The organism is Nitrobacter winogradskyi Nb-255, assembly GCF_000012725.1.
Classification (GTDB): domain Bacteria; phylum Pseudomonadota; class Alphaproteobacteria; order Rhizobiales; family Xanthobacteraceae; genus Nitrobacter; species Nitrobacter winogradskyi.
On the sequence record NC_007406.1, the window covers coordinates 2,692,596 to 2,719,098 of the forward strand.

Annotated in this window: 28 protein-coding genes; 16 read left to right on the forward strand and 12 right to left on the reverse strand. The window is 61.9% G+C overall.

The window, feature by feature from the left end; genetic code table 11:
- The first annotated feature begins 82 nt into the window (after nucleotides 1-82).
- From NWI_RS12855 to NWI_RS12870, 4 genes are all read left to right on the forward strand, one after another.
- Entirely contained in the window at nucleotides 83-1,030 is a 948-nt protein-coding gene (locus NWI_RS12855) for a YiiG family protein (protein WP_041345085.1), read from the forward strand.
- A 433-nt stretch (nucleotides 1,031-1,463) separates the two neighbouring features.
- Nucleotides 1,464-1,718, forward strand: a complete 255-nt coding sequence (locus NWI_RS12860; RefSeq protein ID WP_011315678.1) for a helix-turn-helix domain-containing protein — start codon at nucleotides 1,464-1,466, stop codon at nucleotides 1,716-1,718.
- A 180-nt stretch (nucleotides 1,719-1,898) separates the two neighbouring features.
- A complete protein-coding gene (locus tag NWI_RS12865) occupies nucleotides 1,899-3,986 on the forward strand; it encodes a S9 family peptidase (RefSeq protein WP_011315679.1) in 2,088 nt (695 codons plus the stop codon).
- Between the two features lie 91 nt (nucleotides 3,987-4,077).
- Nucleotides 4,078-4,629 (forward strand): collagen-like protein, encoded by a 552-nt coding sequence (locus NWI_RS12870; RefSeq protein ID WP_011315680.1) that lies wholly within the window; start codon nucleotides 4,078-4,080, stop codon nucleotides 4,627-4,629.
- Between the two features lie 341 nt (nucleotides 4,630-4,970).
- On the opposite strand, the gene NWI_RS17115 is transcribed toward NWI_RS12870, so the two are convergent.
- The 3 genes from NWI_RS17115 to NWI_RS17120 all read right to left on the reverse strand — a co-directional run bounded on the left by NWI_RS17115 (nucleotide 4,971) and on the right by NWI_RS17120 (nucleotide 6,710).
- Nucleotides 4,971-5,722, reverse strand: a protein-coding gene (locus NWI_RS17115) for an IS5 family transposase (RefSeq protein ID WP_430691788.1) whose coding sequence is annotated in 2 segments (ribosomal slippage) — nucleotides 4,971-5,392 and nucleotides 5,392-5,722 — 753 coding nt in all. Because the reading frame shifts where the segments join, the coding sequence is not laid out codon by codon here.
- 85 nt (nucleotides 5,723-5,807) lie between these two features.
- On the reverse strand, nucleotides 5,808-6,290 hold the full coding sequence (gene bfr, locus NWI_RS12885; protein WP_011315681.1) for a bacterioferritin: 483 nt from the start codon (nucleotides 6,288-6,290) through the stop codon (nucleotides 5,808-5,810).
- A 162-nt stretch (nucleotides 6,291-6,452) separates the two neighbouring features.
- The gene (locus tag NWI_RS17120; RefSeq protein WP_011315682.1) at nucleotides 6,453-6,710 is read right to left on the reverse strand and encodes a (2Fe-2S)-binding protein; all 258 of its coding nucleotides are present in this window, start codon (nucleotides 6,708-6,710) and stop codon (nucleotides 6,453-6,455) included.
- Here NWI_RS17120 and NWI_RS18010 point away from each other — a divergent pair.
- From NWI_RS18010 to NWI_RS12900, 3 genes are all read left to right on the forward strand, one after another.
- Nucleotides 6,675-6,884 carry a hypothetical protein gene (locus NWI_RS18010; protein WP_187148051.1) on the forward strand — a complete coding sequence of 70 codons (210 nt, stop codon included), beginning with the start codon at nucleotides 6,675-6,677 and terminating at the stop codon, nucleotides 6,882-6,884. The genes NWI_RS17120 and NWI_RS18010 overlap by 36 nt on opposite strands.
- Before the next feature lie 149 nt (nucleotides 6,885-7,033).
- On the forward strand, nucleotides 7,034-7,351 hold the full coding sequence (locus NWI_RS12890; RefSeq protein WP_011315683.1) for a hypothetical protein: 318 nt from the start codon (nucleotides 7,034-7,036) through the stop codon (nucleotides 7,349-7,351).
- Between the two features lie 297 nt (nucleotides 7,352-7,648).
- Nucleotides 7,649-7,951, forward strand: coding sequence for a hypothetical protein (locus NWI_RS12900; protein WP_011315684.1), 303 nt, complete (start codon nucleotides 7,649-7,651; stop codon nucleotides 7,949-7,951).
- A gap of 157 nt (nucleotides 7,952-8,108) precedes the next feature.
- Here NWI_RS12900 and NWI_RS12905 read toward each other — a convergent pair whose 3' ends face one another.
- From NWI_RS12905 to NWI_RS12920, 4 genes are all read right to left on the reverse strand, one after another.
- Nucleotides 8,109-9,368: a lytic murein transglycosylase gene (locus NWI_RS12905; RefSeq protein WP_011315685.1), complete on the reverse strand. Its 1,260-nt coding sequence runs from the start codon at nucleotides 9,366-9,368 to the stop codon at nucleotides 8,109-8,111.
- A 1-nt stretch (nucleotide 9,369) separates the two neighbouring features.
- Nucleotides 9,370-9,960, reverse strand: a complete 591-nt coding sequence (locus NWI_RS12910) for a TIGR00645 family protein (protein WP_011315686.1) — start codon at nucleotides 9,958-9,960, stop codon at nucleotides 9,370-9,372.
- A gap of 171 nt (nucleotides 9,961-10,131) precedes the next feature.
- Nucleotides 10,132-10,902, reverse strand: coding sequence for a trans-aconitate 2-methyltransferase (gene tam, locus NWI_RS12915; protein WP_011315687.1), 771 nt, complete (start codon nucleotides 10,900-10,902; stop codon nucleotides 10,132-10,134).
- Between the two features lie 171 nt (nucleotides 10,903-11,073).
- The gene (locus NWI_RS12920; protein ID WP_011315688.1) at nucleotides 11,074-13,062 is read right to left on the reverse strand and encodes an AI-2E family transporter; all 1,989 of its coding nucleotides are present in this window, start codon (nucleotides 13,060-13,062) and stop codon (nucleotides 11,074-11,076) included.
- Nucleotides 13,063-13,301: 239 nt separating this feature from the next.
- On the opposite strand from NWI_RS12920, the gene NWI_RS12925 reads away from it, so the two are divergent.
- From NWI_RS12925 to NWI_RS17705, 3 genes are read left to right on the forward strand one after another with little or no spacing between them, the layout of a single operon-like run.
- Nucleotides 13,302-13,601, forward strand: a complete 300-nt coding sequence (locus NWI_RS12925) for a BrnT family toxin (RefSeq protein WP_011315689.1) — start codon at nucleotides 13,302-13,304, stop codon at nucleotides 13,599-13,601.
- Nucleotides 13,588-13,845 carry a type II toxin-antitoxin system BrnA family antitoxin gene (brnA, locus tag NWI_RS12930; RefSeq protein WP_011315690.1) on the forward strand — a complete coding sequence of 86 codons (258 nt, stop codon included), beginning with the start codon at nucleotides 13,588-13,590 and terminating at the stop codon, nucleotides 13,843-13,845. The genes NWI_RS12925 and brnA overlap by 14 nt, the downstream gene beginning before the upstream one ends.
- Before the next feature lie 11 nt (nucleotides 13,846-13,856).
- Nucleotides 13,857-14,210 (forward strand): hypothetical protein, encoded by a 354-nt coding sequence (locus NWI_RS17705; protein ID WP_148203866.1) that lies wholly within the window; start codon nucleotides 13,857-13,859, stop codon nucleotides 14,208-14,210.
- A gap of 251 nt (nucleotides 14,211-14,461) precedes the next feature.
- Here the strand turns inward: NWI_RS17705 and ettA are convergent, their stop codons facing one another.
- Nucleotides 14,462-16,114 carry an energy-dependent translational throttle protein EttA gene (gene ettA, locus NWI_RS12935; RefSeq protein ID WP_011315691.1) on the reverse strand — a complete coding sequence of 551 codons (1,653 nt, stop codon included), beginning with the start codon at nucleotides 16,112-16,114 and terminating at the stop codon, nucleotides 14,462-14,464.
- Between the two features lie 398 nt (nucleotides 16,115-16,512).
- Here ettA and NWI_RS12940 point away from each other — a divergent pair, with 398 nt between their 5' ends.
- On the forward strand, nucleotides 16,513-16,716 hold the full coding sequence (locus NWI_RS12940; protein WP_011315692.1) for a hypothetical protein: 204 nt from the start codon (nucleotides 16,513-16,515) through the stop codon (nucleotides 16,714-16,716).
- A 116-nt stretch (nucleotides 16,717-16,832) separates the two neighbouring features.
- Entirely contained in the window at nucleotides 16,833-17,027 is a 195-nt protein-coding gene (locus tag NWI_RS12945; RefSeq protein WP_041345088.1) for a hypothetical protein, read from the forward strand.
- A gap of 137 nt (nucleotides 17,028-17,164) precedes the next feature.
- On the opposite strand, the gene NWI_RS12950 is transcribed toward NWI_RS12945, so the two are convergent.
- On the reverse strand, nucleotides 17,165-18,283 hold the full coding sequence (locus tag NWI_RS12950; RefSeq protein ID WP_041345089.1) for a L,D-transpeptidase: 1,119 nt from the start codon (nucleotides 18,281-18,283) through the stop codon (nucleotides 17,165-17,167).
- Nucleotides 18,284-18,612: 329 nt separating this feature from the next.
- Here NWI_RS12950 and NWI_RS12955 point away from each other — a divergent pair, with 329 nt between their 5' ends.
- Nucleotides 18,613-19,392 carry a hypothetical protein gene (locus tag NWI_RS12955; protein WP_011315695.1) on the forward strand — a complete coding sequence of 260 codons (780 nt, stop codon included), beginning with the start codon at nucleotides 18,613-18,615 and terminating at the stop codon, nucleotides 19,390-19,392.
- A 126-nt stretch (nucleotides 19,393-19,518) separates the two neighbouring features.
- Here the strand turns inward: NWI_RS12955 and sseA are convergent, their stop codons facing one another.
- The 3 genes from sseA to NWI_RS12970 form a co-directional block, all read right to left on the reverse strand.
- A complete protein-coding gene (sseA, locus tag NWI_RS12960) occupies nucleotides 19,519-20,397 on the reverse strand; it encodes a 3-mercaptopyruvate sulfurtransferase (RefSeq protein ID WP_011315696.1) in 879 nt (292 codons plus the stop codon).
- Between the two features lie 185 nt (nucleotides 20,398-20,582).
- Nucleotides 20,583-21,176: a GNAT family N-acetyltransferase gene (locus NWI_RS12965; RefSeq protein WP_011315697.1), complete on the reverse strand. Its 594-nt coding sequence runs from the start codon at nucleotides 21,174-21,176 to the stop codon at nucleotides 20,583-20,585.
- Nucleotides 21,177-21,413: 237 nt separating this feature from the next.
- Nucleotides 21,414-21,770: a hypothetical protein gene (locus NWI_RS12970; RefSeq protein WP_041345090.1), complete on the reverse strand. Its 357-nt coding sequence runs from the start codon at nucleotides 21,768-21,770 to the stop codon at nucleotides 21,414-21,416.
- Nucleotides 21,771-21,957: 187 nt separating this feature from the next.
- Here NWI_RS12970 and NWI_RS12980 point away from each other — a divergent pair, with 187 nt between their 5' ends.
- The 3 genes from NWI_RS12980 to uvrB all read left to right on the forward strand — a co-directional run bounded on the left by NWI_RS12980 (nucleotide 21,958) and on the right by uvrB (nucleotide 26,232).
- Entirely contained in the window at nucleotides 21,958-22,770 is an 813-nt protein-coding gene (locus NWI_RS12980) for a PAS-domain containing protein (RefSeq protein ID WP_011315699.1), read from the forward strand.
- Nucleotides 22,771-22,865: 95 nt separating this feature from the next.
- Nucleotides 22,866-23,063, forward strand: a complete 198-nt coding sequence (locus NWI_RS18305; RefSeq protein ID WP_081431774.1) for a hypothetical protein — start codon at nucleotides 22,866-22,868, stop codon at nucleotides 23,061-23,063.
- Nucleotides 23,064-23,133: 70 nt separating this feature from the next.
- The gene (gene uvrB / locus NWI_RS12985) at nucleotides 23,134-26,232 is read left to right on the forward strand and encodes an excinuclease ABC subunit UvrB (RefSeq protein WP_011315701.1); all 3,099 of its coding nucleotides are present in this window, start codon (nucleotides 23,134-23,136) and stop codon (nucleotides 26,230-26,232) included.
- The last annotated feature ends 271 nt before the right edge of the window (nucleotides 26,233-26,503 follow it).

The window sequence follows — 26,503 nt, forward strand, 5'->3', positions numbered from 1 at the left end:
TGTCGCGCTGCTACGCATGAACCTCTGCCGCGCTTCGCGCGACCAACGCTGGGATTTGTCAGCATCGCGAGGGAAGAGAACCATGACGCCGTTTCGGGCGATTGCCCTGTTGTCCGCCGCAGCCTTCGGTCTTTCCCTCGCGCCCGCCGCGGCACAAGACAAGACGCCCCCCTCCTCGTCGCCCTCCCCGCTGGTCGGAAAGCTGAACGCCTATGTCGGCTGCATCAACCGCCTGTCGGAGCGCTCGTATGAGTCGCGCAACCGCTATTTCTCCTGGGCGAAGAAGACCGGCCCGACCGGCAAGGAGCGCATCATCTACGGCACCTACACCATCTACGACACGACCGACTGCAAGAAGAACGTCGAGATGGCCAACGCATCGGAGCCGCATGACGCCGAACTCGAATCCGCTGCGTCCGCCTATGCCGAAGCCGTCGGAAAGCTCGAACCGCTGCTGAAGGAGGCCGACGAGTACTACCAACAGGAGAACTACAAGGACGACAAGATGGCCAAGGGCAAGGAGATGCATCCGCGTCTCGTTGCAGCGTGGGACGCGTTCGCGAGCGCCGACAAGAAGCTGCGCGCCGGCGTCGAGGCCATCAAGGACAAGCAGGCGGAAGAACAGCTCGCCGCGATCGAGGCGAAGGAAGGCCGCAAAACGCACTATTACGCCGAGGCGTTGATGATCCACGCTAAACGCCTGCTGCGCGCGGAAGACACCAGCAAGCCCGATATCGCGGCGATCACGAAAGCACTGACCGAGTATGAGACCACGGTGAAGGCCGCCGAGGACGCATCGGGCAAGGACGGCGACACGAAGCTCGGCTCGTCCTTCCTGAGCAGCGCCAAATCGTACCTGACCTCGGCGAAGCAACTGATGCGCCGCATCCGCGACAAGGTGCCCTACAGCCAGGGCGACCGCATGATGCTCGGCAGCGGCGGCGGCTGGATGGTCGAGGGTTCACCGCCCCGGCTGCTCCGCGACTACAACCAGTTGATCGAGAGTTATAACCGCGGCGCGCGCATCTGAGCGAGTTGTCTCGCTAGCACGGGTTCGCCGCTCCGGGGCTGCCACTTCAGGACGAATCCAGCAGCCAGCGCGAACACCACTCCGCGCGAAAAACAGCGACGATAACGAGCCGAATCCCCGGGCGTTAAGAAAGTCGGGGAAGCGATTGGGGGCAGATCTGGAGCGGTCCCGATTCGTCCCCTGCCATGCAGTCATGCATCCTGCGGTTGCCGATTAACAGAAACACAATTCAGGTTAACATCATCCCGAACGTAACATTCGCCTGTTACGCGCATTTTTGGCGCGAAATCGGCCGTTCTCTCCGCGTTCGGGCTAAGAGTTCCGGCAACTCGGGTTTGTTAATGATCTGGTAACCATATCATTACAGCCTCGTCGCCGGGATGGGGGTCTCAATCCGTGGCTTGGATGGGAAGCCGCGCTTAGGGAGAGACCGATGAACCAGGAGATCCAGATCACAGATCAGGGTTCGATGAAGGATCAGGTTGCGCTCACACCTGATGAGGTGATTCCGTTGCTGGTCGGCTCCACGGTCGACGAGGTCGAACGGGAACTCGTGTTGCAGACGCTGGCGCGTTGCGGCGGCAACCGCACCCGCGCGGCGCGCGTGCTGGGCGTATCGGTCCGCACGCTGCGCAACAAGATACGGCAGTATACCTCCATGGGACTCGACGTGCCCGATCACGTCTGACGCCGTCACGATGCATCAGCGGAACATGCGCGACTGATGGCGCGCATCAGATCGAACTTCCCTGGACACATCTTCCCGCACGCACCGGCTTGCCGTGGCGCGCGCGCCCTCCTATGAACGAAACATCACGTTCCGTTCTCGCGCACGCTCAGCCCGCGCTTCGACCAGGCCTTTGTTTTCATGACATCGACACCGACACCTCCGAAAGCCGACCGCCGTTCACATACATATTCGCATCACGGTATCACCCTGACGGACGACTACGCCTGGCTGAAGGATGCGAACTGGCAGCAGGTGCTTCGCGAGCCTTCATTACTCGAACCGGATATTCGCGCCTACCTTGAGGCCGAAACCGCCTACTCGAACGCCGTGCTGGCGCAGACCGAGCCGCTGCAAAGGCAACTGGTCGCGGAAATGCGCGGCCGCATCAAGGAGGACGATTCCACCGTTCCCTCCCCCGACGGTCCTTTTGCCTACTTCACGAAGTACCGGGAGGGCGGCCAGCACCGGATGATCGGCCGGCAGCCGCGCGACGGCGGCGACGCCCGCTTTCTCATCGACGGCGATGCGCTCGCGGAAAACAAAAAGTTCTTTCAGCTTGGCGAGGCCGATCATTCTCCGGATCATCGCCTGGAAGCGTGGAGCTGCGACGATCGCGGTTCGGAATATTTCACGATCCGTATCCGCGACTGGGACAGCGGCGCCGATCTCGCCGACGTCATCGAGGAAACAGACGGCGGCGTGGTGTGGAGCGCGGACTCACGCGCGTTCTACTACGTCAAGCTCGACGACAACCATCGGCCGATGCAGGTCTATCGCCACCAGATCGGCACGGTTCAGGCCGATGATACGCTCATCTATGAAGAACAGGACATCGGCTGGTTCACGCATATTCATGAGAGCGCCAGCGGCCGTTTCTGCGTGATAGCAGGCGGCGATCATGAAACGTCCGAACAGCGGCTGATCGATCTGGCTGCGCCACAGGCCGTGCCGAGCCTGATCGCGCCACGCGAGGACGGCGTGCAGTATTCCGTCGCCGATCGCGGCGACGAACTGTTCATCCTCACAAACGCCGACGACGCGATCGACTTCAAGATCATGACGGCGCCGCTCTCGTCGCCCGACCGCGCGAACTGGCGCGACCTCATCCCGTATCGTCCCGGCACCTATGTGATCGACTTTGAGCTTTATTCCGGTCACATGGCGCGACTCGAACGAACCAATGCGCTGCCCTCGATCATCATCCGTGATCTGGCGACCGGCGATGAGCACGCAATCGCCTTCGACGAGGCCGCCTATTCGCTCGACACCCATGGCGGCTACGAGTTCGACACCACGACCTTGCGCTTCAGCTATTCGTCGATGACGACGCCGTCCGAGGTGTTCGATTATGACATGGCGAGCCGCTCGCGCACTTTGCGCAAGCGGCAGGAGATTCCGTCAGGGCATGATCCCGCGAACTATGTCACCACCCGCATCATGGCGAAGGCGGACGATGGCGCGGAGGTGCCGGTCTCGATCCTGCATCGCAAGGATTTCGTGCTGGATGGCCGCGCGCCGCTTCTGCTCTACGGCTACGGCTCCTACGGTCATTCCATGCCCGCCTCGTTCTCGGCCAACCGGCTGTCGCTGGTCGATCGCGGTTTCGCTTATGCCATCGCGCACATCCGAGGCGGCGCGGACAAGGGCTGGGGCTGGTATCTCGACGGCAAGCGCGAGAAGAAAACCAACAGCTTCGACGATTTCGCCGCCTGCGCCCGCGCGCTGATCGCGGCGAACTATACCTCAGCCAAGAGGATCGTCGGCCACGGCGGCAGCGCTGGGGGCATGTTGATGGGTGCGGTGGCCAACCGCGCCGGCGAGTTGTTCGCCGGCATCGTCGCGGAAGTGCCGTTCGTCGACGTGCTCAACACCATGCTCGACGACACGCTGCCGCTGACCCCGCCGGAGTGGCCGGAATGGGGCAACCCCATCGTGAGCGCGGAGGATTTCCGCACCATCCTGTCCTACTCGCCATACGAGAATGTCGCGGCGAAGGACTATCCGGCGATCCTCGCCTTGGGCGGACTGACCGATCCGCGCGTCACCTATTGGGAGCCGGCGAAATGGATCGCGCGGCTGCGCGCCACCATGACGTCAGGCGGCCCCGTCCTGCTGCGGACCAATATGGGCGCGGGGCACGGAGGCGCGTCGGGCCGTTTCAACCGGCTCGACGAGGTCGCACTCGCCTATGCCTTCGCTCTATGGGCTGTCGAATATGACAGTTGAAAGCCCGATTTCCGTCCCGCGCCTCGAATTGAAATGCGCGCAAGCCGCCTGATACATTCGCGGCAACGTCAGGATCGCGAGAGGATACAACGTGGCAGGCGAAAAGCGCGGCAAGCAGGGACCGCAGGGCATCCCCGGCATTCAGGGACCGCCGGGACGCACCGGTTCGCAAGGCAAACCGGGGCCGCGCGGCGCACCGGGAAAACCCGGCGCTCAGGGTGCAGCAGGAAAAGCGGGGTCGCAAGGCAAGCCCGGTCCCGACGGCAAACCGGGGCGCGACGGAAAGCCGGGAGCGGACGGCAAACAAGGCCCTCGCGGCGAACAAGGTCCACGAGGTGAACAAGGTTCGCCAGGTCCGCGCGGAGAACAGGGGCCACAGGGTCCACGCGGCGAACAGGGCCCGCCGGGGCGCCTGCCGTCGATCGAGGAGGTTCTACCCTGGATCGAAAAGATCATCGAAGCCTGGGGTGAGCATCAGCGCCGGCAAACGATCGAGGCCGAGAATCGGTTGCTCGCCGAACAGCAGCGTATCGAAGCCGAGCGCTCGCTCGTCCAGACGCTGCAGGATAATGACGTAACCAACGGCGGGCGGGAAAAAAGAAAAAAACAAAAACGTCGCCTGAAGGGCGGCGGCGGCGAATAGCGCGATCCCCAGGCGTGATGGCCGGCAAGCCGCCACGCCCCCGTTCTTGAAGGCGCCGGTTCTTTGCGCGATGCCTCAAACTGGAGCGTTTTCAAGCGAAGCATGTCCTCCGGCTTGACCCGAGGACAGGCACCGGTTCGCGTGAAGAAACCGCGTCAGAAGAACAATCGAGAACTTCGCTTCTGACGCGATCATCAGAAGCGAAAATACTCTATGGCGTTTTCCGGCTAAGTGGAATCCGGCTAGCCGTAAGAAAACACGTTCAATCAAAAACTTGCGCGTATTCTGATCGCAAAACCGGTATCCACTTTTGCGGAATACGCGCTAGGCCGGATCGACATTCACGGCAGCCAGATCAGGGCTGCGGCCAGGTGAACGAAGCCCGTGAAGTGAACGGTTCGCCTGTCGTAGCGGGTGGCGAAACGGCGGAAGTGCTTGAGACGGTTGAAGCAGCGCTCGATGCGGTTGCGGTGCTTGTAGAGACCGGCGTCATGCGGGATGATGATTTTGCGCGTCCTGTTTGAGGGGATCACCGCTTCGGCGCCCATGCCGGCGATGAGTGCACGCAAGGCGTTGCTGTCATAAGCCTTGTCGGCCAGCACGGCGTCCCCGGCCTGGGCTTCGAGCAGCGCGGGGGCTTGTGTGATGTCTCCGACCTGCCCGGCGGTGACGATGAAACGCAAGGGTCGGCCCAGCGCATCGGCGAGCATGTGGACCTTGGTGGTCAGTCCACCTCGGGAACGCCCCAGCGCCTGATCCTTGGCCCCCCTTTTCCGGTAGCCGCCTGCTGATGGGCTCGAACGATGGTTGAGTCGAGCATCAGATACTGGTTGTCGCGATCGGCTGTCAGGGTGGAGAACACCCGTTCCCACACACCGGCATGGCACCACCTGCTGAACCGCCGATGCACCGTCTTCCAGCGACCATAGCGCTCCGGCAGGTCACACCAGTGCGCGCCGGATCGCAGCACCCACAGGCAGCCGTTCACAAACAACCGATTATCCGATCCCGTCCGTCCCGGATCAGAGGCCTTGCCTGGCAGCAACGGTGCAATCTTCGCCCACTGATGATCGCTCAGCTCATACCGCTTGATCCCCATCGTGCAGCTCCGTGTCAGAATCACGGAACCCTATGAATCAGCGATCAGACCGCCTGGGAATCCTGAATGTCGATCCGACCTAGCCGTGATCCATTTCGCCGATGTGCTTCTGCGAGTAGAGCTCGACGCCGATCTTCTTGATGAGATCGATCTGGGTTTCGAGGAAGTCGATATGGCTTTCCTCGTCCTTCATCAGGCTCTCGAAGATATCGCGGGTCACGTAGTCCTTCACGGCGTGGCAGTGTGTCGCCGCCTCTTCATAGAGCGCGCGCGCCGAATATTCCGCCTTGAGATCGCAATCCATCACCTCACCGACGTTCTGGCCGATGTGCAGGGGATCAAGCACCTGCATGTTGGGAAATCCGTCGAGGAAGATGATCCGGTCGATCAACTTGTCGGCGTGCTCCATTTCCTCGATCGATTCCGCGCGCCATTTCTTGGCGAGATCCTTGATACCCCAATTATCCAGCAGCCGATAATGCAACCAATACTGGTTGACGGCCGTTAGTTCGTGGCGGAGCGCCTTGTTCAGGTAATCAATCACCTTCGGGTCGCCCTTCATGGAACAGCTCCTGTTTTATTTTTGAATGCTGACAGACAGGCCGTCGGGCCGGCCAAATCCAATTTAGAATACTTCTAAATCAGATTTGGCGGCGCGACAACCCCCAAGAAGGGCGGAACAGCTATCTGCCTCAAGAAAATGGGGAGGGATGCGCAAAAAACATCAAGCGATGATCTCGGCCTGACTAGTGTTTACTTTCGAATGTGCGGCGGAATGGGGACAACCGTCACAACACTGTCTGGCACAGGCTCCCAGCGCTTCCTTGATGATGGTTTTGATGGTCCGGGCACATCGCCCACATTCCGCGCTGCACCCCAGGCATCCGTAAACCTGCTTTGGCGAGCGCCGAAGGTCGTCTGTTGAGGTCACCGCGGAGCGGACGTCGTGATCGGTCAAAACGTTACAGGAACAAACGATCATGAAAACGAAACCCATTACGATACCTGGACACGGCAGAATATTCTTAAACCGGATCATGAAAGGCAAAGGGAAAACATGCTGTTTCAAGCTATTCCAAACTGGCGAAAAAGCAGCGTATCGGCCGACCTGCGCGTGATCCCGCACCCGCTCTTCGACGGCCCTGTAATCATCTGATATACATCGTGAATTCCTCTCGCCCGGACGCCGAATCCGTGGCGGGAATGGGCGCGCCCGTTCATTGAACGTTCAAACGCGAAGTGAGAATTTCTCAACCGGCGCCACACACTATGTTGCTGTCGAGGACGCAGGAGGAACATCGAACCATGAAACGAACGGTGATGGCGTTGGCAACGGTTGGCGCGCTGGTCACGGCATTGGCCGCACCTCAAGCGGCCGAAGCGCGTAACGGCCGGATCGCGGCGGGTGTTGTGGGTGGACTGGTTGGCGGCGCGATTCTCGGCGGCATGCTGGCCGGTCCGGGATACTACGGCCCCGGTTATGGATATTACGGAGGGGGGTACGGACCCGGCTACGGCTATTACGGCCCCGGATACGTCGCAGCCCCCGGCTGCTACTGGCAGCGCCAGCGCTTCTGGGACGGCTTCGGATGGCGGCTCCGGAATGTCAGGGTGTGCGGCTGATCAGGCCGTTCGGACGCACGATACCGACCGAAGGGTCGAGCCGACGCGAGAGCGGGAAACGATTATCGGGAAGAAAAGAAGAGTCGCGCTTCGTCAAATGGATCGGTTTCGTTCATCCCGCGAATGCGGTCCGGACAGTACGGTGCGATGGCGTGAAAAAGCCGCTTTTTCGAGCGACCGACCTTCGAACGTTTGCGTCAGGCTGATCAGACGGAACAGCCGGTCGGCCAGAACGACGGGCGAGTGCCTTGAACCCGGCGCCGATCGCGGCGCTATCCTTCAGGAGAAGATTCCAGAATGAAGAAAGCAGTTTTTGCCCTCCTCACGGCTGCGACAGTTGCGGCTGGTTCATTAGCGATGGCTCCGCAGGCCGAGGCTCGCGGCGGCGGAGCGGTGGCGGCAGGTCTTCTCGGCGGTCTGGCGGCCGGCGCCATCATCGGCGGCGCGATCGCCAGCACCCCTCCGGCCTACGCCGTGCCGGCTCCCGTCTACGCCGCGCCTCCCCCGGCCTATATGGACGGGCCGCCGTGCCACATGGTGCGCGAGAGGTTCTGGGACGGATATGGCTGGCGTTTCCGTCGCGTCCAGGTGTGCGACTGATCCGATCGTTTCAGAAACAAAAAGATAAGCGGCGAGTCTGATCCAACACAGTTGAAACAGACTCTGAGAAACCCGGCCGCGCGGCCGGGTTTGCGTTATAATGTTTCGGCGCAGCATGGCCTTGGGGCTTGCCCCTGGGAACTGGCAACAATGATTTTCAGCGCGCCGCGTTCATCGCGCGCAGCACCCCGTCGCTGGGCCAGCAATCCACCTTGAGGCCGGCCGACTTCTGGTAGGCGCCGAGCGCCGCTCGCGTGAGCATCCCGGCCTTCCCGTCAATCTTGTCCTTGTACAGGCCAAGCCGCGTCAAATGGCGTTGCATCGCCTCGACGTCGCGGCTGCGCAGTTGCGTCGATGACGACCATGGCGTCGCGAAAGGCAGCGGACTGGTCATGCGGTCAGCGAGATGGCCGACGAACAAAACATAGAGATCGGAGAAATTGTACTCCTTGATGACGAAGTAGTTCTTCGTGGTCAGGAATGATGGGCCATGGATGCCCTCCGGTTGCAGCAGAGACGCCGACTGTTCCCGCTCTGCCGCGCTCAGCTTCTGTCCGCGTACCGGTGCAAATCCTGCGCGCAGCCACTCCCCGATTGGTTTCCTCACCTCGGGCACGCCTTCCGTGCAATCGGCGTGCGCCGGCGCGCGCACCTCATAGGCCCAGTGCAGTCCAGGCTGCCAGCCTTTATTGACGAGTTGCTGCGCGGCCGAGGCCAGCGCATCGGGGACCGAAGACCAGATATCCACGCGGCCGTCGCCGTCAAAGTCGACGCCATGCTTGGCAAGTTCGGAGGGCAGGAACTGGGTCAATCCGACGGCCCCGCCCCACGACGCGCGGAAATTCCTGCGCGAGACAGCGCCGCGCTGCAGCAACAGCAGCCCTTCGATGAACTCGTTACGATACTGGTCCTTGCGGCGGCCGACATAAGCCTGGGTCGCCAGCACGCGCATCGCATCGTAAGGCAGCGCGTAGCGACCGTAATCGGTTTCCCGGCCCCAGATCGCAAGGATGATCGTGGCGGGGACGCCGAAGCGCTTTTCGATCGCTTTCAACGTCGATTCGTGTTTCCGCATCAGCCGCTGCCCTTCAGCCGCCAGCCGCGCGATACTGCCCTCCTTGAGATAATCCGCCGGCACCTGAACGAATTCCGCCTGCGACGGCGCGCCGGTCGCGGGCCGGCCGGGCAGGATGAGGTCGGGCAGCCGGTGGTCGGGCTCGAGTCCGGCTGTGACGGAGTCGAACGTCGCGCGCGAAACACCCGCCTGCTGTGCGTCAGGCCAGACCGAGGCGATGAAACGCGAAAAGCCCTCGTCCGCCGCATGCACCGGCGAAAAAGCGGCTCCGACGGCGAACGTCAGCAGAATAAGGATCGCCAGTTGCGACCGTCGCAGGATATTTGCGGCGGTCGCCGCCATGCTAGTGCCCCGTCTCGCCGTTCGACCCGTTCGATTCAGTTGCGATACGATCCGCCAGCGCAATGCCGATTGCCGAAAAAATGAAGACGACGTGGATGATGGTCTGCCACATGACACCGGTTTGCGTATAATTCATGGCGCGCTCGGTCCCCAGGTTTCCAGCCTCGATGAAGGTTCTCAGGAGATGAATCGACGAGATGCCGATGATCGCCATCGCGAGCTTGATCTTGAGAACACTGGCGTTGACATGACCGAGCCACTCGGGCTCGTCGGGATGGCCTTTGAGATTGAGCCGCGACACGAAGGTCTCGTAGCCGCCGACAATGACCATCACCAGAAGATTCGAGATCATCACCACGTCGATGAGGCCGAGCACCACCAGCATGATCTGCTGTTCGGAAAAGTCGAAGGAGTGCCCGATGAGATGCCATAGCTCCTTCAGAAACAGGACCACATAAACGCCCTGAGCGACGATCAGGCCGATATAAAGCGGAAGCTGAAGCCAGCGCGAGGAAAAGATCAGCATCGGCAGCGGGCGCAGAGTCGTGGCGGCGACCTTCGAGGACGGCGGAGTTTCAGGGATCGGGGACATCGTGGGGTCTCGTCGTGACGGGAGAGCGTTCTATTCGATTCCCTGTGACGGAATCGAGACGTCCTGCCGCGACAAAATGCAACGCGAAGCAAGGCGGCATAGCTCCCATCTGATTTCGCAATATCAGCCGCACCGGATATTCCGCGTCCAGCCTGAATCGCCTCGCGCTGATTACCTGATCGCGACGACGAAAAAGCGCGGAAAACGCAGCAGCACCTTGCCGTCCGCCTGGGGTTGATAAGCGGCTGCGACGCGCGCGGTATATTCGCGCAGAAACTCTTTCCTTTCCATCGGCTCCAGAAGATCGACGAAAGGCCGCAATCCCGTGCCCTTCACCCATTCGACGATCGCCGCGGTATCCTCAAGGGCATGATTATAAACCGTATGCCAGATCTCGATACGCTCGCACAACGGCCGCAATGCGTCATAGTAGGCGCCGGGCCTGGCCAGCAGGTCTTTCGCCCGCGCGGCCTCCGCAAGTCTTTCTCGCCACGGTCCGGAATGCGCCACCTCGCGCATCATCACATGACTTGGCTCGTCGAGATTGTCCGGCATCTGCATCGCCAGCACGCCGCCTGACGGCAGCGCACCGAGCAGACGCTGCAACTGCCTCAGATGATCCGGGACCCACTGGAAGATCGCATTGGCGAACAGAAGGTCGGCATCCGCCGGCGGGACCCAGTGCGCGACGTTGGCTTCGATGAACGTGTATCCCGGCAGCCGCTCGCGCGCCCGCCGCAGCATGTCGGCGGATGTATCGATCCCGATAACTTCGGCCTGCGGCCAGCGCGCGACCAGCAGTTCGGTGGAATTGCCGGGACCACAACCGATATCGACGACCTTGCGCGGCGCGCTCAGCGGGATCTGCGCCAACAGATCGCGCGACGGCCTGGTCCGCTCGTCCTCGAACTTCAGATATTGCTCGGCGCTCCAATCGTCCATCGCGTCCCGGTCCTCCTTTCGACATCAATCAACGACGGCGAGCCTATAATCCTTCACCGCGTCACGGAAGCGGCGATGGACCTCATCATGTGATCTGGCGCGTTTCCTGACACGAACCGGCCTCCATCCCGCATCAAGCCGGAAGATATGCTTCGTTCTGAAACGCTATCGTCACCGCCGATCATTCATGCCGTGACGTCCCTCCGCGGCCGGCTGCTTCTGCCTGGCAACCGGCAACGGCTGATGTCGCACGCGCGGAATGACGCCCGTCTCGTGCACGCCATCCTGTGCGACCGTTTGATCGACCAGCGACAGGCAATAGGCGGCGGCCTCCCCCAGATTCTCCGCGACCGCGTCGGCCTTGAGATGTTCCCTCGCCATTCCACTGTTGGTGCATCCCCAGCAGCAAACCAGTATGCGCGCCTGCGGCATCTTTCGGCGGAGCTTGCGCACGAGATGGCGCGTGTGCGCCGGACTGCCGTCATCGAGCGTCGAAATGCACACCAGCATCACGCCCGAGGCTTCAAGGTGGAAAATTCCACTTGTCGACGTCTCTTCCTTGCTCGCGGCTCGCGCCCCAAGACCGTGCTTCGACAGGATCTCGGCCAGGAACATCGCGGCCGCCTGATCGAGATCACTGCGCTCGGCGACGCAAAGCACGGGATGATCGGCTTGCCAGTCCGCTGGCAATCCCTCGCGGATGATGAACGGCAGTTCGGGCATCGGGGCGTCGGCCGTCACGTCCGACGCGTCATCGTCTTCTTTCGTTTGGGCATTCCCCAGGACATCGTCGAATTCGGAGGCCAGTCCCTCGATGACCTCTGCGACGCTGTCCCTGATTTCGGCCACACGATCCGGCAACAACCGCTCGCGCTTGAGATCTGCCTGCGCCAGCATCAAGCCCTTCAGCGCGACGTTCTCATAATACTCGGCAAGCGAGCGCTCCTTCAGAAACTTCTCCGCCATCTCGACCGCCTCCGCCGGATCGTCGGCGAGCATCCGCTGATAGAACAACTCCGGCGGCGACAGCGCGGGCCGATCACCGAGCAGAATGTCCAGAAACCTGAGTTGTTCGACATGGCGGCCGAGCACGACGAGACAGATCGTCAACGGGGTCGCGAGGACAAGCCCGATCGGTCCCCACAGCGCGGTCCAGAACGTCGCCGATACCACGACGGCGACCGGCGACAATCCGCTGCTGTGTCCCACCAGCAAGGGGTCGAACACCTGACCGACGATCAACTCCGTCAGCAGAATGAGCGCACCGCTCCACAGCAGCATCGACCAGCCCGGATCCACCGCAACGGCCAGCGTCAGGGGAAAAAACGCGGCGATGAACGGCCCGACATAGGGCACGAAACGCATGATCGCGGCCAGAATTCCCCATAGGATCGCGCTGGGAACGCCGATCAGCAACAGCCCGGAAGCCACGATCACCCCGAATCCGGTATTGAGCAGGACCTGCATCAGGAGAAGACGGCTGAGGCGGCCGGCCGCGTCGTCGATCGCCGCCGTCGCGGACTGCAAATCATTCGAGCCCGCCAGCTTGATGAACCGATTGCGCAGATCTTCCCGCTGGAACAGGATGAAGATCACGAACACCACCACGATGCCGATCGTCGCCAGCGGATGCAGCAACGGGCTGATGAGCGCGGAGATATTCTCAAGGGCGGACTGCGGCGGCGTGCGCACCTCGACGGGGATGGGTTTGACCGGCTCGGCCGTTCTGGACGAGGGCGAAATTTCCGCCGGTGGCGGGGGACTCTGTGGTCCGCTGATCTCCTTGCCGAGATTCTGAAGAATCTCCGCCGCGCGATCCAGCGGCCCTGTCGCCGTCAGCGCCCGCAGCGACTGGATCTTTTGCTGCATGGTCTGCTGGTAACTTGGCAGGCTGTCCGCGAGTCCTCTGACCTCCCTCACGATCAGGCCGCCTAGAGCGAAAATCGCGATGAAGGCAAGCAGGACCACGACGGGCACGCTGGCAAAGCGCGGGAAATGCCATCGCTCCAGGATATCCACCAGCGGGGCAAGCACGAAGCTCAAAAGCACGGCCAGCACGATCGGCACGAAAATCTCGCGCCCCACATACAGACCGCAGATCACGAGGGCCGCGATAACGGCCGAAGCCAGCGCCCGGTCGCCGAACCCTCCTCCCGCCATCGGCGGCGCCACCCTCGCGTCCAGATCCAAACTCACCGCCGCCGACCTCGATATTCGTGGTCCATCAATAGCCAGGGAGCGTTTTGGTTCCATCGTGTTCCGAAGATGGCGAACCGGAGATTCTTCTCTTGCTCGCGCGCTGAGTCTCCTTGACCTGCTGCTTCAATTTTTCTTTCCGCCGTCAAGGGCACGACGAGCGGCCTGCTTGTATTTCGTGTATATTATAGTAATATACACGAATGATCGACTTCGATCGGATCGCAGGGTTTGAATGGGACGACGGCAACCGCCGCAAGAACGCAGACAAGCACGATGTGAGTTCGGCGGAAGCCGAAAGTATATTCTTCAACGACCCGCTGATCGTTGCCGGGGACGAAAAGCACAGCCGAAGCGAACAGCGCTTCAACGCGCTTGGACAAACGACGGAACAGCGTCTGCTGCACGTCACGTTCACGCTGAGGAGAAGCGGAACGCTGATCCGTGTGATCTCTGCTTGCGACATGAATCGAAAGGAGCGGAAAATCTATGAGCAAGCCTAAGCCTGTTCCCGCCTTCAAGAGCGAGGCCGAGGAACGCAAATTCTGGGAAACCCACGACTCCACGGACTATGTCGACTGGAGCACCGCGCAGCGTATGCGCTTCCCGAACCTCAAGCCGTCAACGACGGCGATTTCGCTGCGGCTGCCGGTCAGTCTGCTCGAGCAGATCAAGATCGCCGCCAACAAGCGCGACGTGCCCTATCAGTCGCTGATCAAGATGTGGCTGGCGGAGAAGGTGGGATAGGTGATTATCCGATGGAATGGATCTTGCCGTTACTCGCGGGCCTAGGAATTGGCTCACTACTCAAGTCGATGGCCGACCATTTTATGGCGCGGCGAGCAAGTACAAGTGATCGTTGGTATCAGGAAAAACGAGAATCCTACTTAGGCTTACTTCAAGCGCTTCACGACGCAGCAATCCATCCCTCTGATAAAAACTCTATGGCATTCGCCCTATGGCAAACGCGTTGTGAATTGTTTGGATCGAAAGATGTCGCAATGTATGCGCAAGCGATGGTAGATACAAACGATGGTCCAGGTGAGCAGCGTGACGAAGCTTTCAAGAATCTGATTCAAGCAATGAAAGCAGATTGTGGGCCGGATAGATAATGCCCAGTATAGCATGATAAAAAGAGCAAGCTCGGATCGTTTCATCGCCTTTGTAAGCGAAGCAATCCATAAATTTCATCACGAGTAGCCGGATTGCTTCATCGGTTACGCTTCCTCGCACTGACGAGATAGCGATTTCGAGTAGAATGGAATTCGATTCGCGTGGACAAAACACATGAAAATAAAGATAGAGTCTTTTACCGCTCCTATAAAGCTGTGAACGACTCTACTAGTCACGCCCTAAGCACCGCTCACCTCGTCAACTTCTTGTACTTCACCCGGTGCGGGATGACGCTGTCCTGACCAAGCCGGCGCATCTTGTCCTTCTCGTAGTCCTGGAAGTTGCCCTCGAACCATTCGACGTGGCTGTCGCCTTCGAAGGCCAGGATATGCGTGGCGATGCGATCGAGGAACCAGCGGTCGTGGCTGATCACCACGGCGCAGCCGGCGAAATCCTCCAGCGCCTCTTCCAGCGCGCGCAGCGTGTCGACGTCGAGGTCGTTGGTCGGCTCGTCGAGCAGCAGCACGTTGGCGCCGGACTTGAGCATCTTGGCAAGATGCACGCGGTTGCGCTCGCCGCCCGACAGCGCGCCCACCTTCTTCTGCTGGTCCGCGCCCTTGAAATTGAAGGTCGAGCAATAGGCGCGCGAGTTGACCTCTTTCTTGCCGAGCAGGATCTGATCGGTGCCGCCGGAGATTTCCTCCCACACGGTCTTCGACCCGTCGAGCGCGTCACGGGACTGATCCACGTAACCCAGTTGCACCGTCTCGCCCACCGTGATCGTGCCCTTGTCCGGGGTCTCCTGCCCCGTGATCATACGAAACAGCGTGGTCTTGCCGGCGCCGTTGGGACCGATGACGCCGACGATGCCGCCGGGCGGAAGCTTGAAGGTCAGATCATCGATCAGCAGGCGATCGCCGAACGATTTCGACAAGCCCTCGAAGTCCACGACATTGGCGCCAAGCCGCTCGGAAACCGGGATGATGATCTGCGCGGTCTGGGTCTGCTTCTCGCTGGCCTTGGCGAGCAGTTCTTCATAACGCTGGTAACGCGCCTTGGATTTCGCCTGTCTGGCCTTCGGCGAGGCCGCGATCCATTCCTGCTCGCGCGCCAGCGTCTTCTGGTGCGCGGCGTCCTCGCGGCCTTCCTGCTCCAGCCGCTTCTGCTTCTGCACCAGCCACGAGGAGTAGTTGCCCTCGTAGGGAATGCCCCGGCCGCGATCGAGTTCGAGAATCCAGCCCGTGACGTTGTCGAGGAAGTAGCGATCGTGGGTGACGATCAGGATCGCACCCGGATAATTGCGCAGGTGACCCTCGAGCCACGACACCGACTCGGCATCGAGATGGTTGGTCGGCTCGTCCAGCAGCAGGAGGTCGGGCTGGTCGAGCAGCAGTTTACATAGCGCGACGCGGCGGCGCTCGCCGCCGGAGAGCTTGGTTACGTCGGCATCATCGGGGGGGCAGCGCAGCGCGTCCATCGCCTGATCGACCTTGCTGTCGAGATCCCACAGGCCGGCGGCCTCGATCTCGTCCTGCAACCGGGTCATCTCGTCGGCTGTCTCGTCGGAGTAGTTCATCGCCAGTTCGTTGTAGCGATCGAGGATCGCCTTGTGCTTGGCGACGCCTTCCATGACGTTCTCGCGCACGGTCTTGGCGGGATCGAGTTGCGGCTCTTGTTCGAGATAGCCGACGCGGGCGCCTTCCGCGACCCAGGCCTCGCCGGTGTAGTCCTTATCGAGGCCGGCCATGATCTTCAGCAGCGTCGATTTACCCGAGCCGTTGACGCCGAGCACGCCGATCTTGGCGTCCGGATAGAACGACAGGTGGATGTTATCCAGCACCTTCCGGTTCGGCGGATAGGTTTTGGACAAGCCCTGCATGAAGTAGATGAACTGGCGCGCCATCGTGACCCCTAAACTGCGTGATATCCAAAACGTCGCGGCGACGGCGTTCAGAACGCTCTCTTCCGGCTTGCGGGGAGATCGTCAGGAAAACCTCAACCAGGCCGCACGCCGACCGAAGGCTTGCGCCTCTTGAAGCCAAAGTCGCTGAACAAGCCGCAGGGACCGGACTTCGGATTCAGAGGCTGGTTTCTGGAAAGTTTGCTGCCGCTGATGTAGCCGCGCGGCGGCGAAAGGGCAACCTTGCCTTAACCACACAGAAAGGTTGACGAAAGCAATAGTCCGTTTCGTCTCATTCAAACCGCCTTTTAATTGAATCGGTGAAGGATGGCGAGACAGCGCGTCGTGGCGTCCGAAAGCTCGCCGCCCGATGTGGCAGCATCACGTAAGGCAGTAACATCATGGCGACCAGCGTATCGGCGTCAGCCTCCAACCGGACCGAAAAGCAGGATCATCAGCGCGGACGGCTTCACAGCCTTCGCGCGCGATGGCGCGAATTCATCGCGATTGCGTTCAACTCCTACCGGCCCGAACTGCACTACATGCGCGGACCCGGACCCGCCTGGCGGGCCAAGCACGGCGAGAAACCGCCGATCCGCTCCTAGAGCGGATTCAACGCCGTTGAACAGACTCTGATGAACAGGCCGCGCCCCCGCAGGTGGCGCCAAGCAACATCGCCCATCGTCGCGCCGATCGGCGAAGCAAGAGGAAGGAACATCCGATGGCCGATTTCAGACCCCATTCCTTCTCCCAGGGAACGCCACGCCTCGATCATCGGCTGCGTGGGCTGGATCGCCGCTCAAGGCCGCCACATCCCGGCTACGAGGTCACTGGCAGCTATAGCCATTATTACATCGAGATGGTCGAGACCATCGCCGCATGGCTCAAGGGCGCGCGGATACGCTCGCCGCGATGAATTGAAGCATTTTCGAGTGAAGGCATGTCCTGGGGCTTGACCCCGAGGATGAAATACCGAGCCCCGTCAGGAGAAGCCACGCAGGCGACATCGTTGTCTCCCCCGCGTCGTGCGCGGGGGTGGATCGGACGTTGCTTCTACCGGACCGTTACCGGTTCCGGCAGCGGCGGCACCGAGGTCGGCTGAGTTCCGGGCAGGCTCGCCGTCTGCGGCGGTTGCTGGGCCGGCGCCCCGCTGGACGCAGGCGTAGAAGCGGTCGTGTCCGTGCGCGGCGGACCGCCCGGCATCACGACAACGCGCGTACCGACCTTTACGCGATCGAACAGATCCGACACGTCCTCGTTGAGCATGCCGATACAGCCTGAGGACACGAACTTGCCGATCGTCGAAGGCTGGTTGGTGCCGTGGATGCGATAGACTGTCGAACCGAGATACATGGCGCGCGCGCCCAGCGGATTGCCGGGACCACCCGCCATGAAGCGCGGCAGATAAGGCTGGCGTTCGATCATTTCGGTCGGCGGATGCCAGTCCGGCCATTCCGCCTTGCGGCTGATCTTCTGCACGCCAGCCCAGGTGAAACCGTCGCGGCCAACGCGCACGCCATAGCGGATCGCGCGATTGTTGCCGAGAACGTAGTACAGATGCGTGTTCGACGTATCGACCACAATGGTGCCCGCCGGCTCCTTGGTGGAGAAACTGACTTCCTTGCGGCGCAGCCTCTCCGGAAGCTGCTTCTCACCGCCCTGATCGACTTCGGGCTGCTCGTCCGGCGGCAGCGCCGACATCGGGGCCGGCCTGCCGTCCGCGCCGACGGGAGCCGGCGGCCTGAGGCCCGCATCCGATCCGCCGGTGGAAGCGACTGTTTCCGGCGCGCGGGTCGGATACTGATACGGCGGGGGGCCGGGCTGCCCGTAACGGGGATCGTCGGGCGACATCACCGGGCCCGGCGAAGGGGCGCGATTCGAATAGGCCGGCGAGGAAACGGGGCTGCCGTAGCGCGGATCGTCCGGTGACATCACGGGACCGGGCGGTGGCAACTCGACCGAATTGTGCCGCTGCATCGATTGATCGTCGGCCGGATCGAAATTGGGAAGCGCATCGACCGCGCCTGAACGGTCGTCTTCACCCGGATAGGCGGAGGGCGGCGTGGAATAGATCGGGCTCGGCGGCGGATATCCCTGCGCCGAGGCTAACGAGATTCCCCCTGCCCCTGCCGCGATCGCCGCAAAAACCGTCAGAATGCGTTTGATCATCATCGCCCTTGTATAAATCCAACTAGACACCGGATCGTTAACGGCGACATCGCGCAGGATCGCGGCGCATTCAAGACGATTCCCCCAAAAGCCTCCCGGACCGGGCATAATTCGCAGATCGCGGCGAACCGTGACCTTCGGGCATCACCGGCTGGCCTCGGCCCGTTCCTGCCCACGTCCCCGCGACGATTGCGGGAGGTGGTTTTGGGGGCGCGCAAGCTGGCCCGTTGCTGTATTCTCAACAGGCTCTGATTCGGCGGTCTGCCCCGTAATTCAGTCGCGTTGATAGCCGATTATCGTCAGAAGACACGCGGGAAGGCGCAACCGTACCCATGCTACCCGGCTTTCGCTCCTTATTCGTCGCGGTTACGCTGACGATCTCAATGCTGATCTTCGGCCTGGGGGCCGCGGCTTTGCTGCGAGCAACCCACGAGGAATTCGCAAGCCTGTCTCCCAAACAGACGCCCGACCTTACGTTCGGAACTGGAGAAACCCAACAACCGACGCTGGCCGTGCTGCAGGTCGATAAACCCGCCGCAGAGCCTGCCCCGCCGGAAGCAAGCCAGCACGAAGCACAGAGCGCGGAGGCCGCCTCGCCTGACGCGCGCCAGGAAACCGGTGCGCCCGCAGCCAACACACCAACAACGGATGCGCCTCCGGCCACGCCTACCGCAGACACACCAGCGGCTCCGGCCGAAGCGGCAGCGGCCGACGAAGCGCCGGCAGCTTCGCCGCCGCCATCAGGCCCCGTCCCGTCAGCGGCCGACACGACGCCCGCCAACGCACCCGCGCCGGAACCAGCGACAGGCCCAGGCGACGAGCCCGTCAAAGCAGGCGAAGCCGTCAAGCCGCCGGGCGCAACCACGACCCCTGCCGCGAAAAGCGATGCCGTCCCAACTGACGGGAAAACATCCGAGGCCGAAGAAACCACGACATCTCCGGTCAAGGATGACTTCAAAACACCCCTGCCAGGCCAACGTCCCGCGGAGGCCGCCAAGACGGGCGATCCCGTGCCGTCGGCCAGCAAACGCTCGTCCGCGAAGACGCCGCGTGCCGCCAAGCGTCATTCCTCCCATCACCACCGCCACAAGAACCGCCACTCGCATCGCTGATCCCGTGGCCTCTATCTTTATGTTTGGCGCGTTTTCTTCACACGAACGGGTTCCATCCTTAGGGCTCAAGCCCCAGGACATGCTTCGCTCGAAAACGCTATGGCCGCGGGTCGTCCCAGCGGTTTTTCAGGCGGGTCCGGTGGCGATCGGCGGTCCCTCCACCAGACCCCACTCCGACCATGATCCGTCATAGAGCGCCGAGCCCCTCGCGCCGAGACGGTAGAGCGCAAGCGTTAGCACCGCGGCCGAAACCCCCGAGCCGCAGGTGGTGACGACCGGCTTTGCCAGATCCACGCCGGCGCGAGAGAACGCGGCGCGGATGTCGTCCAGCGGTTTCATGACGCCGGTCCCGGGATCGAACAACTCGGCGTAGGACAGGTTGCGGCTGCCGGGGATATGCCCCGAGCGCAAGCCCTGCCTCGGCTCCATCACGGCGCCCGTGAAGCGAGCCGCCGCGCGCGCATCGACAAGCTGCTCGCGACATGACGACAGGTTGCTCACGAGTTGAGCCTTGTCGCGTACAAACAGCGGATCGAAGGTCGCGGTGAAGTGGCCCGGCTCCGGCGAAACCTTGCCGGATTCGACCGGACGGCCTTCCGCGCGCCATTTCTTCAGGCCGCCGTCAAGCACCCGGACACCGGCATGGCCGAACGACAGGAACATCCACCACGCCCGCGGCCCGGCAAGCCAGCCACCATTGTCATAAACAACGACCGTATCCTTCGAGGAAATTCCGAGCGCGCCGACATCGCGCCCGAACTGCGCGGCATCCGGATACATATGCGGAAGCGGCGATGCGCGATCCGATACGGCATCGACATCGAAGAACACCGCGCCCGGAATATGCGCGGCATAAAAATCATCGACCGCCAGCGGCAGCACGCCGGGCATCTTGAACGAGGCGTCGATGGCCTTGACCTCACCGAGATGCGCGGCCAGCCATTCGGTGGAAACGAGAGGGTCGTCGAGGGTGGGGTTCATGGCGATGTCCATCATGAGGCTCATAGCGTTTTCGAGCGAAGCATGTCCTCGGGCTTGAGCTCTAAGGATGGTCCGGTTCGCGTGAAGAAAACGCGTCAAACATAAAGATAGAGTCCTTCACCGTTTCCATGAAGCGGTGAAAGACTCTTATCAGATGCCGGAAACTAAGATGCCGGCAACAGGTCCGCTCGCGTGATGAGACGGCGGATCTATCGGCGCTTTTCATTGAGTTCGTAGGAGAGATGCGCCTTCACTTTCGGCCACTCCCCGGGAAGGATGCTGTAGACGACGGTGTCCCGCAGCGTCACGTTCGGTGACATCTGCCGATTGCGCAGGGTGCCATCCTGCCTGGCGCCGAGCCGCTCGAGGCCACGCCGGCTGACGTGATTGAAAACGTGAGTACGGAACTCGACGGCGATGCAGTTCAACTTTTCGAACGCGTGGGTGAGCAGCAGCAGCTTGCACTGGGTGTTGACCGCCGTGCGCTGAACCCGCTTCGCATACCATGTCGAGCCGATCTCGACGCGACAGCTCGCAGAATCGACGTTCATGTAGGTAGTCATGCCCGCGATCCGTCCCTCCGCATCCCGCACCGTGAAAGGCAGCATGGTCCCGGCTGCCTGTAGCGACAGCCGCCGCTCGATCTCGGCCGCCATTTTTTCCGGCGCCGGAACGAAGGTGTACCAGATCTTCCAGATTTCGCCGTCTTTTACCGCGTCCACAAGGGCTTCGCGATGATCCTGCGACAACGGCTCGAGCCGCGCATGAGGTCCTTCGAGGGTGACCGGCTGCAGCCAGGGCATAGCATACTCCGTTCCTTGTACCGCCATTTGCGCGATCGCGACGAAATTTGCAAAAGCAATTTTGCCTGACTTAACGTCGTGCCCGCGCGGCGGGACAAATACGGGCGGCTAGAGCCTTTTCGCTTCTGATGTAATCAGAAGCGAGGCTCTATATTGTTGTTTTGACGCGTTTTCTTCACGCGAACCGGTATCCACTTCGCTTGAAAACGCTCTAAGAAGCTGGACACGTCGTCTGAACTACTTCGCCTCCTGCTTCGCCGGAGTTTTTTTGTCCTCCTTCACCGGCGATTGCGGTTGCTTCCTGCTCGCCGCCTGAAGCTCGGCCACCGCCTTCCGCAAATCCGCAACCGTGCTCTCAAGCACCTGTATCTGCCGGTTGGCCGCTTCGATCTTCCGGCTGCTGTCGGTGACCTGTCTGGTAAGTGAGGTCTGCAGGAAATTGATGTTGCTCTGCAGGCAGCTTGTTCGCCGCTCCATCTTCTTTTCGACGGTGCATATCTCAATGCCGGGAACATCCTGGGCCAGGGCGGCGCCGGAACCGGGCATACAGAGGGGTACCATCATCAGCATCAACGGAAGGCTTCGGTTATTCATTGGACCTCTCATCTCACAATGAGTCCCTGACAGCCGCCTTGCGGGACGCTCTCAAGGGACGGGACATTCGTTTCAAATCGCATTCCGCCTCGTTAGACGCCGTTAACGCTAGCGATAAAAATCCCGGGATCGTGCAACCACTTGTCATCGAACCGGATTTAATCTCGTTCGGTATCATGGAACGGTGATGCGCATCGACTGGCGAATGATGTTGGGACCGGCTCTCGCGATGCTGATCGCAGGCGCGTCCATCTATGCCGATCACGAGCTCGCCGCCGTTCCGAACCTGTCCGCATTGTATATCTGTGTCGTCGCCCTCGCCGGCTCGCTTGGTGGAACAGCTTCCGGCCTGATCAGCGCCGGAATAGCTGTTCTGGCCTCCGCAGGTTTTCTAGGGGATGACAACGCGGCGGTGGCTGAGGGTTCCACCCTTCTGCATCTCGGCTTGCTGGCCCCGGCCGCCGGCGGCGCCGCCCTGATCACCGGATTGCTGCGATCGCGGATGATGAACGCGCTCGAACGGGAGCGTGAGCGGCACGCGACAGCAGCAAGGCTGACCGCCGCCCTCGACCAGACCGGCATCGGGATCGTCATGCTCGACGCGGACACCCGGGCCGAGTTCATCAACCGCGCATTCCGGCATTACTTTTCGCTCCCGGATGAGAAGGCCGACAGCAGGCCGCCGTTTATCGCACTGATGTATCATGGCCGCGATACCGGCGCATATGAACTGCCGCAGGATGAACTCAGCCATTTCATCGCCGAGCGCGTCCGCATGGTGCGCGCGGGCGATCCGACCCCGATCAATATCAAGCTCAGAAATGGCCAGGTGCTGCGCTTCATCTGCACGGCGCTTCCCGACGGCGGCCGGATGCTCAGCTATACGCCGGTGACCGATCTGATTCGCCGCACGGACGATCCGGCGGATGCCGACTATTATCTGTCGCTGCGCGGCGGCGACCGCCGCCTCCCGGTCCATCGCCTTCGCGCGGCGGAATAATCTCGCCGCGGAAAGAATGCGCCTGCCGGGATTCCATCGGGTATGGATCCGGACGTATGGTTGCGCATCGATCCACCTGGCCTGAGAATGCTCCCATGACACGCCCGATCGGACAGCAAGCCGTTCGCCGCCTCATCTGTTCCGGGTGCGGAACGGAATTCAATTGCGATCCATCCGGGAACTGCTGGTGCGCCGAGGAGCCCGGACGGTTGCCAATGCCGACCGAAGGCGGCGACTGCCTGTGCCGCGATTGCCTGCGAAAGGCCGTGTCGAGGTCATCGCCCAAGACGTGACCCCGGCGTCGATGCGCATCGGTGTGATTGCGCCCTTTCGTGCGCGCTGGATTCGCCCCATATTGCCCGCATGGCGAAGGCTCCCAATCCCCCTGAAAAACCCGGTAAAGCGCCGGGCTCACGGAAGTCAAAAGCCTCGACATCGCAAACCTCGAAGCAGCAGACCTCGAAGCCGAAGGCGCATCGTCCCGAAGTGCAGCCGATCGGGCCGGCGTTGGCCGACCTGCTCAATCCCGCCATCAACCGCGGCGACGCCGGCCTTGGGTCGGGAACCGGACTGCAACCCCCGCCGGACAATTCGTGGGACCGTCGCTCCGGCGGCGAAGCCGCGGCGCATCGCGCGCGGAGGTCAACGCGCGGCAAGAGCGACGCCACCGCGAAACGGGATGCGGCGAGCGCAACGTTCGAGAATCCTCCCCCTTCCCAACCCTCGAAGAGCGAACTTCGCTCGTCTCGGCGGCCGGCAAGGGGAATTGAAAGCGGCTTCGAGGAAGCACCACAAGCAATTTACGGCACATCGGCCACGATCCCGACGCTCGATCCGGAACTGGCGCGACAGCTGGGCATGCCGACCGCCGAGGACGACGAGGATGCCCTGGCGCGGCCGCCGCGCAGCAAGATGGAGGGCCTCGGCGTCAAGGCGACGGCGGAATCGCTGGAGGCGCTGCTGCGCGACGGCCGGCCCGAATTCAAGACAGGCGACGGCTCGCTGAAACTCTGGACGCCGCATCGCCCGCCGCGACCGGAGAAGAGCGAAGGCGGCGTACGGTTCGAGATCAAATCGGAGTATCAGCCCAAAGGCGACCAGCCGCAGGCGATCCGCGAACTGGTGGAAGGCATCCGGCGCAACGACCGCACCCAGGTGCTGCTCGGCGTCACCGGCTCGGGCAAGACCTACACCATGGCCAAGGTGATCGAAGCCACGCAGCGCCCGGCTCTGATCCTCGCGCCGAACAAGACGCTGGCGGCGCAGCTCTACGGCGAGTTCAAGAGCTTCTTTCCCGACAACGCGGTGGAATACTTCGTCAGCTATTACGACTACTATCAGCCCGAAGCCTACGTCCCGCGCACCGACACCTACATCGAAAAGGATTCCTCGATCAACGAGCAGATCGACCGCATGCGCCATGCGGCGACCCGTGCCCTGCTGGAACGCGACGACGTCATCATCGTCGCCTCGGTCTCGTGCATCTACGGCATCGGCTCGGTGGAAACCTACACCGCCATGACCTTCGCGTTGAAGCGCGGCGAGCGCATCGACCAGCGCCAGCTCATCGCCGACCTCGTGGCGCTTCAATACAAGCGCACGAGCGCCGATTTCACCCGCGGCACCTTTCGCGTGCGCGGTGACACCATCGACATTTTTCCCGCGCACTACGAGGACCGGGCTTGGCGCGTCAACCTGTTCGGCGACGAGGTCGAGAGCATCGAGGAGTTCGATCCCCTCACCGGCCACAAGCAGGACGAACTCGATTTCATCAAGGTCTATTCCAATTCGCACTATGTGACGCCGCGCCCGACGCTGGTGCAGGCGATCAAGAACATCAAGGTGGAGCTGAAGCAGCGGCTCGACGAACTGCATGCTCAGGGCCGCCTTCTGGAAGCGCAGCGGCTGGAGCAGCGCACCACCTTCGACCTCGAAATGATGGAGGCCACGGGAAGCTGCGCCGGCATCGAGAACTATTCGCGTTACCTCACCGGCCGCCGACCGGGCGAGCCGCCGCCGACGCTGTTTGAATACGTCCCCGACAACGCGCTGGTGTTCGCCGACGAAAGCCACGTCAGCGTGCCGCAGATCGGCGGCATGTTCCGCGGCGACTTCCGCCGCAAGGCGACGCTGGCCGAATACGGCTTCCGCCTGCCCTCCTGCATGGACAACCGGCCGCTGCGTTTCGAGGAATGGGACATGATGCGGCCGCAGACGATCGCGGTCTCGGCCACGCCGGGCGCGTGGGAGCTGAACGAGAGCGGCGGCGTGTTCGTCGAGCAGGTTATCCGCCCGACCGGCCTGATCGATCCGCCGGTCGACATCCGCCCCGCGCGCACCCAGGTCGACGACCTCGTCGGCGAGGTGCGCGCCACCGCGGCGAAAGGCTACCGCTCGCTCGTCACCGTGCTGACCAAACGCATGGCGGAAGACCTCACCGAATACCTGCATGAGCAGGGCATCCGCGTCCGCTACATGCATTCGGACATCGACACCATCGAGCGCATCGAGATCATCCGCGATCTCAGGCTCGGAGCGTTCGACGCGCTGGTCGGCATCAACCTGCTGCGCGAGGGCCTCGACATTCCGGAATGCGCGCTAGTCGCCATCCTCGACGCGGACAAGGAGGGCTTCCTGCGCAGCGAGACCTCGCTGATCCAGACCATCGGCCGCGCAGCCCGCAACGTCGAAGGCCGGGTGATCCTCTATGCCGATCAGGTCACCGGATCGATGCAGCGCTCCATCGCCGAGACCGACCGCCGCCGCGAGAAACAGGTGGAGTACAACACCGCCCACGGCATCACGCCGGAGAGTATCAAGAAGTCCATCGGCGATATCCTCAACAGCGTCTACGAGCGCGACCATGTGCTGGTGGAAATCGGCGACGGGGGCAAGGGAAATTCCTGGTCGGACGACGCGATCGCGATCGGCCACAATTTCGAAGCTGTTCTCTCCGATCTGGAAACACGGATGCGCGAGGCCGCCGCCGACCTGAACTTCGAGGAAGCCGCAAGACTGCGCGACGAGGTGAAGCGGCTGCGCGCCACCGAGCTTGCCGTCGTCGACGATCCCACCATCAAGCAGCGCGGCGTCGCGGCGAAGGCTGGCAGCTACGCGGGCAAGAAGAAGTACGGCGACGCAGCGAACCTGCCGGCGCGTCTCGACAAGGCGGCGCAAGGCACGGCAGCCGGCAAGTTCGGCAAACGTGGCTCGTCAACCTCGAAAGTCCACAAGCCCTCGCTCGACGAGATGGGCATCGCCACCTGGCATGAGGTCAAACCGACCGGCGCGCGGCCGAAGCCGCGCAAGCCTACGCTGGATGAAATGGGCCCGGGAACGGAAAGCCGCATCTATCAACCAACCTCGACGCGTGAAGCCGGCCCGGAGTTCGGCCCCGGCCCCCGCTCGACCGGCGGCGCGCCGGGAAAACGAGGCGGTTGGAAGAACAATCGAAAGCGCTAGCAGAACAATCATTGCAGAGATGTTTCATGCTTTTTGACATACTCAAGCAGAGTGTTCACCCACCATGGGCTCAATCGTCCGAGGCCGTCCGGCATGGCTTTGTCATAAGCCTTATATCGCCGCGATCCAGCCTGACACTGTTATAAAAGTTCTCGACCGGGCCGGATCTCACAAGGCATAAAGAATAGCTCATCAAAAGCTTGCTCCACAGCTATCACTCCTTCACGTGAAGGTTTAGAGCGCCGGCACCCTATTCAAATTTCATCAAACA